16 protein-coding genes are annotated in these 17894 nt (G+C 55.8%); 7 read left to right on the top strand and 9 right to left on the bottom strand.

The features are described 5' to 3' along the window. The first annotated feature begins 192 nt into the window (after nucleotides 1–192). From mdtJ to ABLU78_RS00545, 3 genes are all read left to right on the top strand, one after another. Nucleotides 193–555 carry a multidrug/spermidine efflux SMR transporter subunit MdtJ gene (mdtJ, locus tag ABLU78_RS00535; RefSeq protein WP_020078952.1) on the top strand — a complete coding sequence of 121 codons (363 nt, stop codon included), beginning with the start codon at nucleotides 193–195 and terminating at the stop codon, nucleotides 553–555. Further along, the gene (gene mdtI / locus ABLU78_RS00540; RefSeq protein ID WP_015366783.1) at nucleotides 542–871 is read left to right on the top strand and encodes a multidrug/spermidine efflux SMR transporter subunit MdtI; all 330 of its coding nucleotides are present in this window, start codon (nucleotides 542–544) and stop codon (nucleotides 869–871) included. The genes mdtJ and mdtI overlap by 14 nt, the downstream gene beginning before the upstream one ends. 101 nt (nucleotides 872–972) lie before the next feature. Beyond that, nucleotides 973–3129, top strand: coding sequence for a bifunctional diguanylate cyclase/phosphodiesterase (locus ABLU78_RS00545; RefSeq protein WP_048228711.1), 2157 nt, complete (start codon nucleotides 973–975; stop codon nucleotides 3127–3129). On the opposite strand, the gene ABLU78_RS00550 is transcribed toward ABLU78_RS00545, so the two are convergent. Continuing rightward, on the bottom strand, nucleotides 3130–3942 hold the full coding sequence (locus ABLU78_RS00550; protein ID WP_015366781.1) for a serine protease: 813 nt from the start codon (nucleotides 3940–3942) through the stop codon (nucleotides 3130–3132). It abuts the gene before it with no gap. 653 nt (nucleotides 3943–4595) lie between these two features. On the opposite strand from ABLU78_RS00550, the gene ABLU78_RS00555 reads away from it, so the two are divergent. Further along, complete coding sequence (locus ABLU78_RS00555; RefSeq protein WP_015366779.1) at nucleotides 4596–4853, top strand: hypothetical protein; 258 nt, start codon at nucleotides 4596–4598, stop codon at nucleotides 4851–4853. Nucleotides 4854–5011: 158 nt separating this feature from the next. On the opposite strand, the gene asr is transcribed toward ABLU78_RS00555, so the two are convergent. The 3 genes from asr to ABLU78_RS00570 all read right to left on the bottom strand — a co-directional run bounded on the left by asr (nucleotide 5012) and on the right by ABLU78_RS00570 (nucleotide 8702). Then, complete coding sequence (asr, locus tag ABLU78_RS00560; RefSeq protein WP_015366777.1) at nucleotides 5012–5431, bottom strand: acid resistance repetitive basic protein Asr; 420 nt, start codon at nucleotides 5429–5431, stop codon at nucleotides 5012–5014. A gap of 171 nt (nucleotides 5432–5602) precedes the next feature. Then, nucleotides 5603–7090, bottom strand: a complete 1488-nt coding sequence (locus ABLU78_RS00565; protein WP_047064650.1) for a carboxypeptidase M32 — start codon at nucleotides 7088–7090, stop codon at nucleotides 5603–5605. A 322-nt stretch (nucleotides 7091–7412) separates the two neighbouring features. Beyond that, nucleotides 7413–8702, bottom strand: coding sequence for an MFS transporter (locus tag ABLU78_RS00570; protein WP_071596080.1), 1290 nt, complete (start codon nucleotides 8700–8702; stop codon nucleotides 7413–7415). Between the two features lie 92 nt (nucleotides 8703–8794). Between ABLU78_RS00570 and ABLU78_RS00575 the strand changes: the two genes are divergently transcribed. The 3 genes from ABLU78_RS00575 to bioD all read left to right on the top strand — a co-directional run bounded on the left by ABLU78_RS00575 (nucleotide 8795) and on the right by bioD (nucleotide 11865). Further along, a complete protein-coding gene (locus tag ABLU78_RS00575; protein WP_015366774.1) occupies nucleotides 8795–9697 on the top strand; it encodes a LysR family transcriptional regulator in 903 nt (300 codons plus the stop codon). 124 nt (nucleotides 9698–9821) lie between these two features. Then, entirely contained in the window at nucleotides 9822–11042 is a 1221-nt protein-coding gene (gene mlc, locus ABLU78_RS00580; RefSeq protein ID WP_015366773.1) for a sugar metabolism global transcriptional regulator Mlc, read from the top strand. A 127-nt stretch (nucleotides 11043–11169) separates the two neighbouring features. Continuing rightward, a complete protein-coding gene (gene bioD / locus ABLU78_RS00585; protein WP_015366772.1) occupies nucleotides 11170–11865 on the top strand; it encodes a dethiobiotin synthase in 696 nt (231 codons plus the stop codon). Here the strand turns inward: bioD and clcB are convergent. From clcB to ynfE, 5 genes are all read right to left on the bottom strand, one after another. Continuing rightward, nucleotides 11818–13113 (bottom strand): voltage-gated ClC-type chloride channel ClcB, encoded by a 1296-nt coding sequence (clcB, locus tag ABLU78_RS00590; protein WP_048228712.1) that lies wholly within the window; start codon nucleotides 13111–13113, stop codon nucleotides 11818–11820. The genes bioD and clcB overlap by 48 nt on opposite strands. A gap of 101 nt (nucleotides 13114–13214) precedes the next feature. Further along, nucleotides 13215–13823: a Tat proofreading chaperone DmsD gene (dmsD, locus tag ABLU78_RS00595; RefSeq protein ID WP_042892401.1), complete on the bottom strand. Its 609-nt coding sequence runs from the start codon at nucleotides 13821–13823 to the stop codon at nucleotides 13215–13217. A 42-nt stretch (nucleotides 13824–13865) separates the two neighbouring features. After that, nucleotides 13866–14723, bottom strand: a complete 858-nt coding sequence (locus ABLU78_RS00600; protein ID WP_015366769.1) for a DmsC/YnfH family molybdoenzyme membrane anchor subunit — start codon at nucleotides 14721–14723, stop codon at nucleotides 13866–13868. 1 nt (nucleotide 14724) lies between these two features. Next, the gene (locus ABLU78_RS00605) at nucleotides 14725–15342 is read right to left on the bottom strand and encodes a DMSO/selenate family reductase complex B subunit (RefSeq protein WP_048228713.1); all 618 of its coding nucleotides are present in this window, start codon (nucleotides 15340–15342) and stop codon (nucleotides 14725–14727) included. A 10-nt stretch (nucleotides 15343–15352) separates the two neighbouring features. Further along, nucleotides 15353–17788 (bottom strand): selenate/tellurate reductase subunit YnfE, encoded by a 2436-nt coding sequence (gene ynfE, locus ABLU78_RS00610; RefSeq protein WP_048228714.1) that lies wholly within the window; start codon nucleotides 17786–17788, stop codon nucleotides 15353–15355. Between the last annotated feature and the right edge of the window lie 106 nt (nucleotides 17789–17894).

Here is a 17894-nt window from a genome sequence, read left to right on the forward strand (position 1 = left end):
ATTTTTCGACTCATCACGCATTACCCTTCATCCTTTCCCGATTTGCTGGCGAACAGCACTGGCGCTCCGCGCTATAGTCCCATTCTCTCTGCCTGAGCTGGCGCACCGCGCACGGCTAAAACTACGTCAGAATTTTTTCGGTTTACTCTCGTAAGCCGTCATGGATTGTATTCTCAAGCAGGAGAAGGGATTATGTTTTATTGGATTTTATTAGCCTTAGCTATCGTCGCTGAAATTACCGGCACGTTGTCTATGAAATGGGCAAGCGTCAGCGGCGGTCATACAGGTTATATTTTAATGCTGGCAATGATTGCGCTTTCCTATATTTTCCTGGCCTTCGCCGTTAAAAAAATTGCTCTCGGTGTGGCGTATGCGCTGTGGGAAGGTATCGGTATTCTGTTGATTACCGTATTCAGCGTGCTGCTGTTCGATGAAAGCCTGTCAGTCATTAAACTCGCCGGACTGGCAACGCTGGTCGCCGGGATCGTACTGATTAAGTCCGGCACCAAAAAGGCGGTAAAACAGCATGAGGAGACAGCTCATGCAACAGTTTGAGTGGATTCACGGCGCCTGGCTGGCGCTGGCTATCGTACTGGAAATAACCGCGAACGTATTGCTGAAATTTTCCGACGGCTTCCGTCGTAAGATCTACGGTATTCTGTCGCTGGCGGCGGTGTTAGGGGCCTTTAGCGCCCTGTCGCAGGCGGTAAAAGGTATCGACCTGTCCGTCGCTTATGCGCTGTGGGGCGGATTCGGGATTGCGGCCACCATTGCCGCTGGCTGGATCCTCTTTGGTCAGCGTCTGAACCATAAAGGTTGGGTTGGCGTCGTGCTGCTGGTGGCCGGTATGGTATTGATAAAACTGGCCTGATATGATGCCGCCTGCGTTCGCAGGCGGCAAATTCTGTTCTCTGTATTACGCTTAAAAAAGCAGATTCGGCATCTTTCTGTACGCCGCTATGAGGACAGCACATGATTCCTTTGCCTGGCTGGCGGAATATTCCCTCTGCCAAAATCCTTTCCATTCTGGTATTTCTTGCCGGCCTGGGCCTGGTCGTCTCTGTGATTTCTCTTTTCTATTTGTCGCAACATCTGGTCAGTATTAAAACTAATGAAATAGATAAACACCGTTCGATGCTTTCGGTAGAAGGCGCCGTGCAGACATCGGTGAACCGGGTGCTGTCATTGGTACTGGATAATTCGATTTGGGATGATGCGGTTAAACAAACCTATACGCCCCATCTTGATGCACACTGGCTGTATGATTCGTGGGGATCGGGTTTTAAGATTAATAATCTCTACGACGGCACTTTTATCCTGGATGAAAACTATCGCATCTTGTGGGGGGCTTTTCGCAGCGAGCCATTTACCGAATCCGATATTGGTTTTTTCGGCAGCGGGTTACAAACCCTTATCGAGCAGCACGCGGATGCGCTGAGACGCGGTAAAAATGCCTTTGCCGGAATCACCCGTACCCGCGCGGGCATTGCGTTTGTCGGTATCGGCTTGATTCGCCCGACAATCGGCCGCTTACCGATTTATGATAAAACCCGTCGCTATCTGGTGATTACCCGCCACATTAATCCAACCATGCTGGAAACCCTGGGGAACACTTTCCAGATTAATCGTCTGCATACGACGCAGTTTGCCGGCGAATACAGCGTACCATTACGCACAGAGGGCGGGGAGACGCTGGCCTATCTGAGCTGGCAACCGCGCCTTCCCGGTGCGGAAGCGGCGCGCGCCGCGTCAAACAGCATCAGGCTCATCGCCATTCTGGCGGCAAGTTTAATTTTGCTGTTTATCATGCTGAGTAGCCTGGGGCTTTACAAGCTGGCGCGCGGCGAACAGCAGGCGCGAAAAAATGCGCTGATCGATTGGCTGAGCCTTTTGCCGAACCGTCGGGCATTGATTGAACGTTTAAATGCGATGGGCGAATGCGGTAAGAATGAAATGCAGAGCGTGGTATTTATCGATCTCGATGGTTTTAAAGACGTCAACGATAACTACGGCCATGATACTGGCGACGCGCTGATTGCCCATATCGCCCGCGAATTACGCGATCGGGTTCCGGCGGGGGCGATGCTGGCGCGGATGGGCGGGGATGAATTCGCCATGACCATGAGCGGCGAACATGCGGTTAATCAGGCCTCAGCATTCGCCCTGGCGGTGCTCGAATTATTAAAAACTCCCGTTGCGCTCAGCGCCCGGAAAATATATATCAGCGCCAGTATTGGTATTGCCAGCGGGGTGCCGACGCAGTGCTCCAGTACTGAGTTGTTTCGCCGTGCGGACATGGCCATGTACCACGCGAAGAAAAGCGGTAAGGGAAGAGCGGCCTGGTATGATGACACCCTTAACGAAACGCGTCAGCACCAGCTGCACATTGAAAATGGTATCCGCGAAGGTCTCGAAAAAGGCGAATTTGATGTCTGGTATCAGCCGATCGTCAATGCCGAAACGCTGGTGATGGAAGGCGTAGAGGCCTTGCTGCGCTGGCCGCGACGTCCTGAAGGCCCGCTGGCGCCGGATGCTTTCATCCCCATTGCCGAAAGCAGCGGATTGATTTATGCCTTGGGCCAGTTTGCGCTGTCGCAAGCCTGTTACGATCTCGAGACGATGGGGGATTTACTCCTTTCCGTCAATATATCCCCGGCGCAGTTCCGCGACCCGGAATTCGAAACTCGGGTGATCCAAACCCTGGGACGCTGTCAGTTTCCTGCCCGCCGCCTGCAGCTTGAGGTAACCGAAAGCTACGTACTGGAAAACCCGGAGCGCGCTCGCGTGGCTATCGAGAACCTGAAATCGTTAGGTATCGCCGTCGCGCTGGATGATTTTGGCATTGGCTATTCCAGTATTGGTTATCTACGCAGCTGTCGTTTTGATAGCCTCAAGATTGATAAGTCGTTAGCCGGGGTGGTGGATGTCGACCCGCAGGCGGCAGAACTGGTGCGCGGCACGGTACGTATCGCTAATGCGCTGGGGATCACCGTGGTTGCTGAAGGGGTAGAAACTCAGCAGCAGCTGGCGCTGCTGCGGCGGGCGGGATGCGATCGACTTCAGGGATTTTATTTCAGCCAACCGATGCCGATCGATTCATTGCTTCAACTGCGCCAGCAGCAGGGATAATCACTCGTTAGCCAGCGCTTCCAGCTTGTCGAGAAAACCGGTCACGGCAATAGCCCGGTTATCGGCGCGATAGCGATCTTTCGGTCCCGGCGCCGAGCTTTGCACTGCAATGACCTGCCAGCCGTTGTCCGTTTTTAACAGCAGCGGAGAACCGCTGTCGCCCGGTAGCGTATCGCATTGATGTGATAGAACTGAGGCTTGCGCCCATCCCGTCACCAGACAATCCTGGTGGCTATAGAGGCTATCCAGATGATCTTCCGGGTAGCCGGATTGCGTCACTTTGCGGTCCGTTGCTTTCAGCGCCGCGGTCAGCGCTTCTTTATCACCGCGAAACACAGGAACAGGCGTAATGCCGCCGGGCGCGTAGCGCAGGACGATCAGGCCAAAGTCCCAGGGGGCTGCGGAAGAGGGGACAATCCAGCCATCGCCGTCCGCTTTAAGCCGTTTGCCTAGCGATGGGTCGGTACGGCCGTCAATCCCGTGAATTTCATAGACCCAACTGCCCTTACGCGAGATAAAACGCAACGCAACGGCCTTGTCCGGCTTTCCTTTCGGCGGCTGCAGCAAACAGTGACCGGCGGTGAGGGCCAGATGCGGCGAAATCAGCGTTGCGGTACACAGATTACCACTGGCGGTTTCTAACTGGCCGATGGCATCCCAGGGGGAACTGGCCGGATCGCTGACCGCTTTACGATCGTCATGGCCGAAAAAAAGCGTTTTGATATCTTTCGCGCTCATGCCGTCATCATCGGCGTGAGCAAACAGGGGAAATACACAAAACGAACACAGTAATAACAGTACGTCTCTACGCATATCACTCTCTGGGGAGATAATTATGTCTATTGAAAGTAGCAGGAGATTTAAGTTTATGAAAGTTAAGAATAATTTTTATTAAGCCAAACGGCAGTTAAAATGACTCCTGAAGACATTTCATCTATGCAAGAACCATGTTAATTCAGATGGTTAACGCATTATCTCTGCTGTTGTCATTTCCGCAGAAAGCGGCGTGCAACGCAACATAATTCGTGTATCGGAACGTACGTAAAACGACGGCAAAATAATCACTTTGCCTTACAGGACATTCGCAAAGCGCAATTTTTCGAGGATGTTTTAGTCGCCTTAAGATCGCAAAAGTTCATGGTCATTGGCGTTTTTTTACCATCTTCTCAATTATTTTCACTACGAAACATTTTCTCACTGTAAACATTGTCATTGGCGATTCCCGTTGAGTGAAATGTGAGGTTGACCCGGCCATCATAAGCGCAATGTCATTTCCCGTAGTGGGAGGGTGTATGTCTAAACAAGGTATTCGCGCATTAGTTTATGTTTCGCTGGTTTCTTTTTTTATGTGGGGAGCGATGGGCTATCTCGTGATTGAGGCGGTACGTGCCATGTAGCGTCACGCCAGCGCCACTGAGGTGGCGTTGGCTATAATATCTGTCAATGAATGCAAACTGGCGGATATGATGACTATCGATGAGAAGCAATTGCGGGCGATCATTACGGGGGAAAAAACCGAAGTGTCGCCCCCAGAACTGGCGAAGGAATTGCTGGCGGCGCGGGTAAAAATTGGCGAGCTGGAACGTCAACTGGCGACGCCGATTCGCTTACCTTTCTCCAGTGCGAGCCCGGTATGCGAAATTGAAGCGGGATATGCTGCGGGCGTCAGCGATTGCCGTCAGGCAATTCGTGAAGCCGGTTTTCCTATTGAGGGGGATGATTAGCGGCGCCTAATAGAGGAAAAAGCGGGTTGCCACCAGCGCGCATATTATCAGCAGTATCAGGATGAGCTCAAAACGATAGCGTCGCAGCATAGCGCTCTCCAGAAAAAAACGGCGCTGAAACAGCGCCGATTTATACAATACCAGACTAACCGAAACGATTATGCAGCCGGCTGAGCAGCAGGTTTAGCAGCGGTGTGTTTAGTGGTTTTGTGGTGTTTTTTCGCAGCCTGAGCTTTCTGCGCTACTGGTTTAGCGGCAGTTTTGTGGTGCTTTTTGGCAGCCTGGGCTTTCTGTGCAGCCGGTTTAGTGGCGGCTTTGTGGTGTTTTTTCGCAGCCTGAGCTTTTTGCTCTACAGCGGGTTTCGCCGCGGCTTTTTTGTGTTTCTTGGCTGCCTGGGCTTTCTGTTCTGCAGCCGGTTTGGCGGCAGCTTTGTGATGTTTTTTATGGTGAGTTGTCTTGGCAGTGGTGCTGTGAGTTGCAGCAGCAGGTGCCTGAGTGGTGCTTGCTGCATCAGCAGCGAAAGCAGCGGAAGACAGACCCATAGCAGCGGCAACGACCAGAGCTAATACTTTTTTCATTCTGATATCCTCGAAAAGGTTTCTTCATTTCAACCCCACTGCGGGGCCGTTGAAGTAACTATATGCTTGTCTTTTCGAGCTTTCCGTGAGTGTTTGGTATCGGCGTGTAACCATATGTACAACGCGAAGCGAACGGGTATAACGCGCCGGAGCAGGCCCCGGCGCGCAGGCTTAGAGATAACGCGCGGTAAGATGCTGGCGGAAATACTCACCGTTGAGATCTTCGCCGGTGGCATTCTTAATCAGCTGCGAAGTGGTAAAGCGGCTGCCGTGTTGCCAGATATTTTGCCGCAACCAGTCGAACAGAGCGTTAAAATCGCCGCCGGCGATATCCTGTGCGAGATTCGGTAACGCGCGTCTGGCGGCCGCCATTAACTGTGCGGCGTACATCGCCCCCAGCGTATAGGAAGGGAAATAGCCGAAACCGCCATCGGTCCAGTGAATATCCTGCATACAGCCGTCACGATAGTTGCCGAGGGTCGAAATGCCCAGCCAGCTCTGCATTTTCTCGTCCCACAGGGCGGGAATATCGTCTACTTCAATATCGCCGTCGATCAGCGCCCGCTCGATTTCATAGCGCAGAATGACGTGCGCCGGGTAGCTGACTTCGTCGGCATCGACGCGAATGAAGCCCGGCTTCACGCGCTGGTTCCAGGCGATAAAGTTTTCCGCGCTGAACGCCGGCTGGTCGCCAAAGCGCTGACGCACGGCGGGCAGCAGGCGGTTGAGGAAGGCTTCGCTGCGGCCAAGCTGCATTTCGAAGAACAGACTTTGAGATTCGTGAATCGCCGTTGAACGAGCCAGCCCAACCGGCTGATCGAGCCAGTTACGCGGGAGGTTCTGTTCATAGCGCGCGTGGCCGGTTTCGTGGATCACGCCAAATAGCGCGCTGAGTAGATCGTTTTCGTTATAACGGGTGGTAATACGAACGTCCTCAGGCACGCCGCCGCAGAAGGGGTGTGCGCTAATATCCAGGCGGCCGCCATCAAAATCAAAGCCTAAAACCCGCATTGCTTCCAGCCCCAGCTCGCGCTGGTCGTTGATGGCGAAGGGCCCCTGTGGCTCGAGCAGCGTCTTCTGCGCTTGCTTATCGACGACGTTTGCCAGCAGCGACGGCAGCCAGGATTTCAGATTGGCGAATAGCACGTCAAGACGCGCGCTGGTCATATCGGGTTCGAAAATATCCAGCAGGGCATCATAACGTGAACAGCCTTTCGCATCGGCACGGATCTGCGCCTCTTCGCGGCTGAGCTTAACGACCTCACGCAGGTTTTCGGCAAACCCCTGCCAGTCGTTAGCCGGGCGCTGGCTGCGCCAGGCGTGTTCGCAGCGGCTGCCGGCCAGCGATTTCGCTTCCACCAGGCTTTCGGGCAGTAGCGCCGCTTGCTGGTACTGGCGGGTCATTTCGCGCAGGTTAGCCTGTTCCAGATCGTTAAGATCTTCCTGCAGGGCGTTTTCCAGCCATTCACCAACCTTCTTATCGGTCAAAATTTGGTGCTGCAGCACCCCGAGCTCCGCCAGCGCTTCGCCGCGCGCGCGGCTGCCGCCGGGCGGCATCATGGCGAACATATCCCAGCCGGCGATGGCGGCAAGGTGAGAGAAGCGGGAGAGCCGTTGGAAAGTGCGGGTGAGCTGCTGATAGTTGTTGTTGTCAGTCATAGTCTCTGCTGGCCTGTGGCGAGTGAAATAAATCTGTTGTCAGTGGGTACACTAGCGCGTCGGGGTGATTTGGTCGAGTCGCTGGAACGACATTTTGCGTGCATCGAAAAATGCGCATGTGATAACCATAACGGACGGTGCGCTTCGCCAGCGGCTACACTGAAAACAGGCGCTGGCTGTCAGCGGAGGCGAGTATGAATCCGTTCACGTGGGTGTTTTTCGCACTGCTTTCTATGGATGCTCTCAGAGAACTGTTGGGGTTACCATCGGTGCTCGGGCTGTGGTGAACGGACGTGACCAATAAGGTCACGTCGTTTAACGATTATTTCAGGCGGTTGTGCAAACAGGCGCCGGTCAGCAGCGCGGCCATTAACAGCAGGGCGATAAAGCCGCCGACGCCATTCCAGCCGTAATGATGCCAGAAGACCCCACCGAGCGTCCCCGCAATACTTGAGCCAAGATAGTAGCTGAACAGGTATAACGAAGATGCCTGGCCGCGCGCGCGACGCGCCCGTGGTCCGATCCAACTGCTGGCGACCGAGTGCGCGGCAAAAAAGCCGGCGGAGAACAGCAGCATGCCGATGAAAATCAGCCACAGCGGCGAGAATAGCGTCATCAGCAGGCCAAACAGCATCACCGCAATAAAGAACAACATTACTGGACCGCGGCCATAACGCACCGTCAGCGCGCCGGCTTTTGGCGAACTCCAGGTCCCGGTCAGGTAAGCAACCGACAGCAGGCCAACCACCGCCTGATTCAGCGACCATGGCGACATCATCAAACGGTAGCCAATATAGTTAAACAGGGTCACAAATGCGCCCATCAGCAGGAAGCCTTCGAGGAACAACAGCGGCAGGCCGCGATCGCGCCAGTGCAGATGGAAGTTAATCAGCAGCGTTTTCGGTTTCAACGAAATAGGGCGGAAGTGGCGCGACTCGGGAAGAATACGCCAGAACATGATTGCCGCAGCGAGGGCGAAGGCGCTTATCACCGCCAGCGCCACGCGCCAGCCGAAGAAATCGGTAAAGACCCCGGTGAGCAGGCGGCCGCTCATGCCGCCTATCGAGTTACCGCTGATATAAAGCCCCATTGAAAACGCCACCACGCTTGGGTGGATCTCCTCGCTGAGATAAGTCATCCCTACGGCGGCTACGCCGCTGAGCGACAGGCCGATCAACGCGCGCATGATCAGAATACCGTGCCAGCTGGTCATCATCGTTGATAATAATGAGCAACACGCCGCCAACAGTAAGGCGGTGACCATTACCGGTTTACGGCCAATGGCATCCGACAGCGGGCCGGTAAATAGCAGGCCGATGGCGAGCATCGCGGTGGAAATCGATAACGAAATACTGCTGCTGGCCGGGCTTACGCCGAACTCGCCTGACAGCACCGGCAGAATGGGCTGCACGCAATAGAGCAGGGCGAAGGTGGCCAGTCCGGCGGAAAATAGCGCCAGGGTGACGCGGATAAACGCCGGGGTGCCGCGTTTAATAAATTGATTTGGCTGGGAAGCGACCTTATCCCTGACATCGCTCGCCGGCGCGGTGTCAGCGGTTGTTGTGTTACTCACGGAGAATTCCTTGCTTATATACAGCTGGATTACAAACAAACTGATGTGACCATTCAGCTCACATTTTTAGGGTATAAAATTGTAAATATTCCGTCTAATATATTAATAATCTCAAATAAGACGTTTTAAATATGAATATCGAGCTGCGTCATCTGCGTTACTTTGTCGCCGTGGCGGAAGAGCTGCATTTTGGCCGCGCGGCGGCGCGCCTGAATATCTCTCAACCGCCGTTAAGCCAGCAAATTCAGATTCTCGAACAACAGATTGGCGCGCGGCTGTTTGCCCGCACTAATCGCAGCGTCAGCCTGACGGCGGCGGGAGTGCAGTTCCTCGCCGATAGCCGACAAATACTGACGCAGGTTGAAGATGCCGCCGCTCGCGCCGGGCGCCTGCACCACGGCGAAACCGGTGAACTGCGTATCGGCTTCACCTCGTCGGCGCCATTTATCAAAGCGGTTTCCGATACGCTTTCCACTTTTCGTCGCCGCTTTCCCGATGTCCATATCCAGACCCGCGAAACCAACACCCGCGAACAGATCGTGCCGCTGAATGAAGGGGCGCTTGACCTTGGCCTGATGCGCAACACGCAGCTGCCGGATACCTTGTGCTGGGAAAGGGTGCTGCGCGAACCGCTACTGGCGATGGTGCCCAGCGATCATCCCCTGGCCCGTCAGCAATCGGTCAGTCTGCTTGAGCTGGCGCGCGAGCCGTTTGTCTTTTTCGATCCGCACGTTGGTACCGGCCTGTATGACGATATTCTCGGGTTGATGCGCCGCTACGGTACCACGCCCGTTATCACCCAGGAGGTCGGCGAGGCAATGACCATCATTGGCCTTGTGGCTTCAGGTCTTGGGGTATCGATCCTACCGGCCTCGTTTAAGCGGGTGCAGTTAAATGAAATGCGCTGGCTGCCGATTAGTGAACCCGATGCGGTGTCGGAAATGTGGCTGGTGTGGGCCAAACACCGTGAACAGGGTCTGGCGGCGCAGCGCTTTCGCGATTATCTTCTCGCTGCCGCCGCCCTGGCGAATTAAGACAAAAACGGGGTAAAAATGTGCGGCAAATCACAAGGCTAAGTAAAAATTTGACGTGCACCATCGAAGTGCTTCACCATAGCCAAAAGTTTATTTCGAAGCGCGAAAATAAAGGGAGTCAACGGTGGTAGCGGACAGTCAACCAGGCCATATCGATCAAATAAAGCAGACTAATGCTGGCGCGGTATATCGCCTGATTGATCAGCTTGGCCCGGTGTCGCGTATCGACCTTTCCCGATTTGCGCAACTGGCGCCGGCCAGCATTACCAAAATTGTTCGCGAGATGCTGGAAGCGCACCTGGTGCAGGAGACCGAAATCCAGGAGCCGGGGAGCCGCGGCCGCCCGGCGGTCGGGCTGATGGTTGAAACGGAAGCCTGGCATTATTTGTCGTTGCGCATCAGCCGGGGGGAAATCCACCTGGCGCTGCGCGATCTGAGCAGCAAGCTGGTGGTGGAAGAACAACTGGAACTGCCGCTGCAGCATGCGCAACCGCTGCTGACGCGGATCATCGAGCATATCGACCAGTTTTTTATTCGCCATCAGCACAAGCTCGAACGACTTACCGCAATCGCCATCACCTTGCCGGGGATCATTGATACTGAAAACGGTATCATCCACCGGATGCCGTTTTATGATGACGTGAAAGATATGCCGCTCGGTGAGGCTCTGGCTAATCACACCGGAGTGTCGGTCTATATACAGCACGATATTAGCGCCTGGACTATGGCCGAATCGTTGTTTGGCGCCTCGCGGGGGGCGCGCGACGTCATCCAGGTGGTAATCGACCACAACGTCGGCGCGGGAGTGATCACCGATGGCCGCCTGTTGCACGCCGGCAGCAGCAGCCTGGTGGAGATCGGCCACACCCAGGTTGACCCTTATGGTAAACGCTGCTATTGCGGCAATCACGGCTGCCTGGAAACCATCGCCAGCGTCGAAAGCGTGCTGGAACTGGCGCAGATGCGCATGGCAAAATCCATGAGCTCTATGCTGCATCAACAGCAGTTGAGCGTTGAATGGTTATGTCAGGCGGCGCAGCAGGGTGATTTACTGGCGCGGGATATCATTACCGGCGTTGGCGCTCATGTAGGGCGTATTCTGGCTATCATGGTCAATCTGTTTAACCCGCAAAAAATCCTTATTGGTTCGCCGTTCAATCAGGCGTCTGATATTTTGTTTCCGGCAATTTCTGACTGTATTCGGCAACAGGCGCTACCGGCCTATAGTCGTCATATCGCGGTTGAGAGCACTCAGTTCTCAAACCGCGGAACGATGGCTGGCGCGGCTTTGGTGAAAGACGCCCTCTATAACGGATCGCTCCTTATCCGACTGTTACAGGGTTAACATTTTTTCATAGTCGCACCAAAAATTGCGCTATCTCAATCTGGGCCCCGACGGCTTCGCGTAGACTTTTCCCACTGTTGATTATTTCTCTTATGTATTTTTCGTATACACAACTTTGGGGTTAGTGATGTTTAAGCGTTTCTTTATAACAGGTACTGACACTGCTGTCGGGAAGACGGTAGTATCCCGCGCGCTGCTGCAGGCACTTGCTGCCAGCGGTAAAAGCGTCGCCGGGTATAAGCCTGTGGCGAAGGGCAGCAAAGAGACGCCGGAAGGACTGCGTAACAAAGATGCGCTGGTATTACAGAGCGTGTCGACGCTGTCGCTGCCGTATGATGCTGTCAATCCCATCGCGTTAAGCGAAGAAGAAAGCAGCGTGGCGCACAGCTGCCCGATCAACTACGGCTTACTCAGTGACGGCCTGCAGCAGCTCAGCGGCAGAGTGGATCATGTCGTAGTGGAAGGTACCGGCGGCTGGCGCAGTCTGATGAACGACTTACGCCCGCTCTCCGAGTGGGTAGTGCAGGAACAACTGCCGGTAGTGTTGGTGGTGGGCATTCAGGAAGGGTGTATCAATCATGCTCTGTTGACCGCTCAGGCGATCGCCAACGATGGTCTGCCGTTAATCGGCTGGGTCGCCAACCGCATTAACCCTGGCCTTGCGCACTACGCTGAAATCATCGATGTGTTGAGCAAAAAGCTGCCTGCGCCGCTGATTGGCGAGCTGCCTTATCTGCCGCGCGCCGAACAGCGCGAACTCAGCCAGTATGTTGACTTAGACGTGCTCGGCAACGTGATGGCGATAGATCGAATCCCGGCGTAACGTTCGCGACACTACCGAAGCCAGTACGCAGGCGATCAATAAACCGGGCAGCAGCACATACTGCCCGGTCATCTCACAAATCATCAGCGTCGACATCATCGGCGCATGCGTTGTCGCGGCGAGAAACGCCGCCATTCCGGTTAACCCAATCATAATCGCTATGTTCTGATCGTTATCTAACCACAGCCCGCTAAAAGTGGCGAATAGCATTCCTATTGCCAGCCCGACGAATAGCGTCGGGGTAAAGACGCCGCCCGGCGCGCCGGAGCCGCTGCTGGCCAGCACCGCCAACAGCTTACAGATAAAGACGATGATAATGACGCTAAATAGCGGCGGCGATAGCAGATAGCTTTGCACCACGCTATAACCATTGCCCCACACCGCCGGGGTAATAAGCGATAACATGCCAACGATCAGTCCCCCCAGCGCCAGCTGCCACGGCGGCGACAGTTTCAGCCTCACGAAGCCACGGTGGCTGTAGTCCATCAGCCAGATGAACAGCGGCCCGCACAGCCCGGCCAGCAGGCCGGTTGCCAGCATTAAACCGTAATGCAGCGCGGTCAGGTTTTGTTGCAAGATGACGTGGTACAGCGGCGCGGTGCCGCCATTGAGTAAATTGGTCAGCAGCAGGGCGATCACCGCTGAAATGACCACCGGCCCGAGCGAGGCCAGCATCAGGGTGCCGAAGAGGATTTCGGCGATAAACAGGCTCCCCGCCAGCGGCGCATGATAGGCGCTGGCCATCCCGGCGGCGGCGCCGCAGGCGACCCACAGCTTCCATTCAGCGCGCGGGGTAAAACGGCGGGCAAACAGCGAGGCGGCCAGCGCGGCCAGCAGGATCATGGCCCCTTCGCGGCCAATGGCGCTGCCGGTCACGACCACCAGCAGCGATGCCAGCGATTTGACGAGGCTTGCCGGCGTATCGAAACAGCCATCGCCGGTTTCCAGCGCTTCCATGTAATCGGTCGGGGCGTGCGGACGCGACACGTTGCGCCGTTGCCATAACCAGAGTAATGTCCCCGCCGCGATTCCGCCAAGCGCCGGCGTCAGCAGCCGACGCCACCACGGTAGCGACTGCGCGGCGTTCACCAGACTGCCGCTATCATTACCGAGAAATAAAGTTTCCAGTGCCACCATCGAGTGGCGAAACAGCGCCACGGCCAGCGCCGCAAAGATGCCGACGAGCGTGGCGATGATCAGGCGACGGAACATCACCTGCACATCAGGGTAGTTATGAAGACGATGCATTAGCGGGAATGAAATTGGGAGTCATAGCGTTATTGTGATAGGGAATAACCTTAGATGCAAAAGCTATAAGTGCCGCGCCGGGGATCGACGCGGCGGGTGAGTTAACGATACAGCTGCTTTTCCGCCACCGCGATGGGCAAATATTCCTGCCAGTTAGCCAGCGTCGACTGCGCCAGTTGGCCCAGCGCCCGATAGAACGGATGCCCGGCGTTTTCCATAAAGACGCTCAGAAAACGCCCGGACCACGGCAGTAGATGCCAGGCCAGCAGTTGCGCAAACAACTCATCCTGATTTGTTTCACACAGCCATGCGGCCAGCAGCAGCATTGTTCCGAAGTGGTCTTCGGGTTCGTTGCGCTCAAGATCCAGCGCAATACCGCTGGTGCGCATCCACTCGCGCAGCGCAAGCGTTGAGTCGCCGAATAACACCGACTCTTTATCCAGCCACACCGAACCCCACGGCGGAGCGGGAAGCGCCCATGGACCGATAAACAGACGCTGCCAGGCTTGCGGCAGCGCCTCGTCGCTGCTGGCGGCGAATTCCATTGCCAGTGAATCGGAGACCGGGAACGGCCACTGCGGCTGCCAGCTACCATCGAGAAAAGCGGCGACCAGCGGCGCGTTTTGCTCGCTATTCGGCGCATAAGAGAACAGCGCGCCCAACGTGCGGGCGCTTAGTGCGACGGCGTCGCGATTTGGGATCTGCATCATTACCCTATTCCTTACTGCGGCGCGCACAGGCGCGCCGTCTTGTTAACCCGCAACCGCCATACCCACGGTCATATGCAGGCCATAAAACAGGCCGCGGCCTATACACTCCGCGACTAAAACCATTATCAGCCCGATCAATAACCCGGCGGCGCGCGGCGGCTGGCGGCGGATCAGCGGACACAGCCAGCAGCCGAGACCGAGCGCCAGCAGGATCAGCCGTAGAACCTGTAGTCTGCCGTAATCCGGTAGCAGGGCGTTCGCCTGTTGTACTGAACTGTGGATCGTGCCGAGATCCGCGCTTTGCAAGACAACAACGGCCACGCTGATGATGAGTGCGGCCACGCTAATAGCGGCAAAAAACCAGCCGTTGAAATCGACTTTCGCCAGCTTTAGCAGCAGGGCAGCGAACAGCGGACCGGCGAGCAGTACCGTCAGGAAGAACGCGCTGGTGGTGTAGCCATTGTACCACGTTGGCACGGTGTCAATTTGGTAGACCCGGGTCATCGCCATCACAAATAGCAGCCCCAGCAACATGGTGAGAAACAACCAGATTTTGCCAAGTGCTGAGGGCATTTTTCCCACCGCCGCCAATAGCCACCAGAATCCGCCGACGATGAAGAAGAGGGCGCCGCTGGCGATTTCATTACTGAGCGCTGAAGCGCCAACGCGGTTCAATGAGTTAAATGCCCGTAGCGGCGAGCCGAGATGCATGACAGAAGCAAGAAAGCCTATTCCCATCAATAGCCAGATAAAGAACATGCTGCGCACCAGCCGCTCTCGCGCTTCGCGCTGATCGCAGAGCGACACCCAGCCCAGGCCGCTGACAATAACCGCGCCAGCTACGCATTGCCCCAGTACCGTAAACAGAACCAGCGGCCATTCATGCCATCCATTTCCCATTTTAGACCTCCTTCGGATTGGCCAGATAGCCGGTGGTATCGCCGCACGGACGGCTGTTGGCGTTTGGTTTTATCACAATGTTCGGCCTGGTGAAGTGCGCCGACGGCAGCGGCGCCACGGCGGCCAGTTGGCCGTGCTTTTCACGCAGTTCGGCAATCGGCCCGAAGTCCAGCGCCCGCAGCGGGCAGGACTCGACGCAAATCGGTTTCTTGCCTTGTGCCACACGCTCGTGACAGCCATCGCATTTGGTCATATGCCCTTTAGCGGCGTTGTACTGCGGCGCGCCATACGGGCAGGCCATATGGCAGTAGCGACAGCCGATGCACACCTCTTCATTGACCACCACAAAACCATCTTCGCGCTTGTGCATCGCTCCGCTCGGGCAGACCTTGGTGCACGCCGGGTCTTCGCAGTGGTTACAGGCGATGGAAAGGTAGTAGGCAAAAACGTTCTGATTCCAGGCGCCGTTGCCCTCATGCCAGTCGCCGCCGGCATACTCATAGATACGACGGAAGCTGACGTCCGGCGTCAGGTTCTTGTAGTCTTTACAGGCCAGCTCGCAGGTTTTGCAACCGGTGCAACGGGCGGAATCGATAAAAAATCCGTATTGAGCGCTCATGGTTTACTCCTTAAACCTTCTCGATTTCGACCAGGTTGGTATGCTGCGGGTTTCCCTTCGCCAGCGGTGAAGGCCGGTGGGTGGTGAGGGTATTCATGCAGGCGCCGTGGTCGACGCGATCGCCAGCCATATTGGCATCGTGCCATGCTCCCTGACCCATCGCCGTTACCCCAGGCATAATACGCGGCGTAACTTTTGCCGGAATACGCAGTTCGCCGCGCTGATTAAAGACGCGCACCATGTCGCCGTTTTTAATCCCACGTTTTTCGGCATCGATGGGGTTAAGCCACACTTCCTGGCGGCAGGCCGCTTGTAAGACATCGACGTTGCCGTAGCTGGAGTGGGTACGCGCCTTATAATGGAAGCCAAACATTTGCAGCGGGAATTGGCTGCGCAACGGATCGTCCCAGCCTTCAAAGGTGGAGGCATAGACCGGCAGCGGGTTAATGACTTCGTCTTTTTCCAGTTGCCAGCGGGCGGCAATATCGGCGAGGCGGCTGGAGTAAATCTCAATTTTGCCGGAGGGGGTTTTTAGCGGATTCGCTTCAGGGTCGCGACGGAAATCGCGATAGGCGACGAAATGGCCGTTCGGGTCTTTACGCTTGTAAATGCCCATTTTCTTGAGCTCGTCATAACCCGGCAGCGCCGGATCTTTGGCGACCATTTTGCCGTACAGATACTGTAACCACTGCTCCTGAGTTCGTCCTTCGGTGAAGCGCTGATGCACATCGTCGCCAAGGCGTTTTGCCACTTCACTTAAGATCCAGTAGATAGGTTTGCGTTCGAACTTCGCCGTGGTGGCGGGCTGGATGAAAATCAGATAGCCCATATTGCCGGCATAGTCGTTAGGAATGATATCTTCTTGTTCGACGGTCATCAGATCCGGCAGCAGAATATCAGCGTATTTTGCCGACGAGGTCATAAAGTTTTCGATAACCACGACCATCTCGCATTTGCTCTCGTCCTGCAGGATATCGTGGGTTTTATTGATGTCGGAATGCTGGTTAATGATGGTGTTGCCAGCATAGTTCCACAGAAATTTAATAGGGACCGTCAGCTTCTCTTTGCCGCGCACGCCGTCGCGGGTGGCGGTCATCTCCGGCCCGCGAGCGATAGCGTCGGTCCAGCTAAAGCAGGAGATGGCGGTTTTTACCGGATTCTCCAGCACCGGCAGGCGCTCAATGGTGATGGTATAGGTCGATTCGCGGGCGCCGCTGTTACCCCCGTTAATGCCGACGTTGCCGGTTAAAATCGGCAGCATGGCGATAGCCCGCGCGGAGAGTTCGCCGTTCGCCTGGCGTTGCGGGCCCCAGCCCTGGCAGATATAGGCGGGTTTGGTCATACCAATTTCGCGCGCCAGCTTAATGATGCGATCGGCGGGAATACCGGTAATACGCGAGGCCCACTGCGGCGTCTTGGCGGTAGCGTCGTCCCCCTGGCCGAGAATATAGGCTTTATAGTGGCCGTTGGCCGGGGCATCGGCCGGCAAGGTTTTCTCATCGTAGCCGATGCAGTATTTATCGAGGAACGGCTGGTCGACCAGATTTTCGTTAATCAATACCCAGGCGATACCGGCGACCAGCGCCGCATCGGTACCGGGACGAATCGGGATCCACTCATCTTCGCGCCCGGCCGCGGTATCGGTATAGCGTGGGTCGATGACGATCATACGGGCGTTAGAGCGCTCACGCGCCTGCTCCAGGTACCAGGTGATGCCGCCGCCGCTCATGCGGGTTTCCGCCGGGTTATTGCCGAACATCACCACCAGTTTACTGTTTTCAATATCCGAGGTGCTGTTGCCGTCGTTGCTACCGTAGGTATAGGGCATGGCGCAGGCGATCTGCGCCGTACTGTAGGTGCCGTACTGGTTGAGCGATCCGCCGTAGCAGTTCATCAGCCGCATTACCGGCGAGGCGGAAGGGGAAGAGCGGGTCATATTGCCGCCGACAATTCCGGAAGAGTAGTTAATATAGACCGCTTCGTTGCCGTACTCTTTTACCACGCGTTTCAGACTTTCTGCGATGGTATCCAGCGCTTCGGTCCAACTAATGCGCTCGAATTTTCCTTCGCCGCGTTTGCCGACGCGTTTCATTGGGTAGTTTAGACGATCGGGGTGGTTGATACGCCGGCGAATAGAACGCCCGCGCAGGCAGGCGCGAACCTGATGATCGCCGTAGATATCGTGGCCGGTATTATCGGTTTCCACCCACACCACTTCGTCGTCGCGGACGTGCAGGCGTAGCGCGCAGCGACTGCCGCAGTTAACCGAGCAGGCCCCCCATACGGTTTTTTCTTCTGCTCTGGTGGCTTGCTGCACGGCGGCGGCCGCGGCGCGTAGACTGAACGGCAGCGACAGACCGCCGGCAGCCAGGGCCAGTGAACCGATTGCTGAGGATTTTATGAGGTTGCGACGGCTGACGCCGCCGGGATGTTCTGGGTAGGACATTGTGCTCACTCCATGATTTTTATTATGCGAAATGCCGCTGGCAACAGCGTGGTTGCTGGCGCATGGGTGAGGAATAATACTTAAATAGGGGTAGGCGAATCTTATC

The organism is Klebsiella sp. JN_Kp122 (assembly GCF_040062085.1).
Taxonomy (GTDB): Bacteria; Pseudomonadota; Gammaproteobacteria; order Enterobacterales; family Enterobacteriaceae; genus Klebsiella; species Klebsiella aerogenes.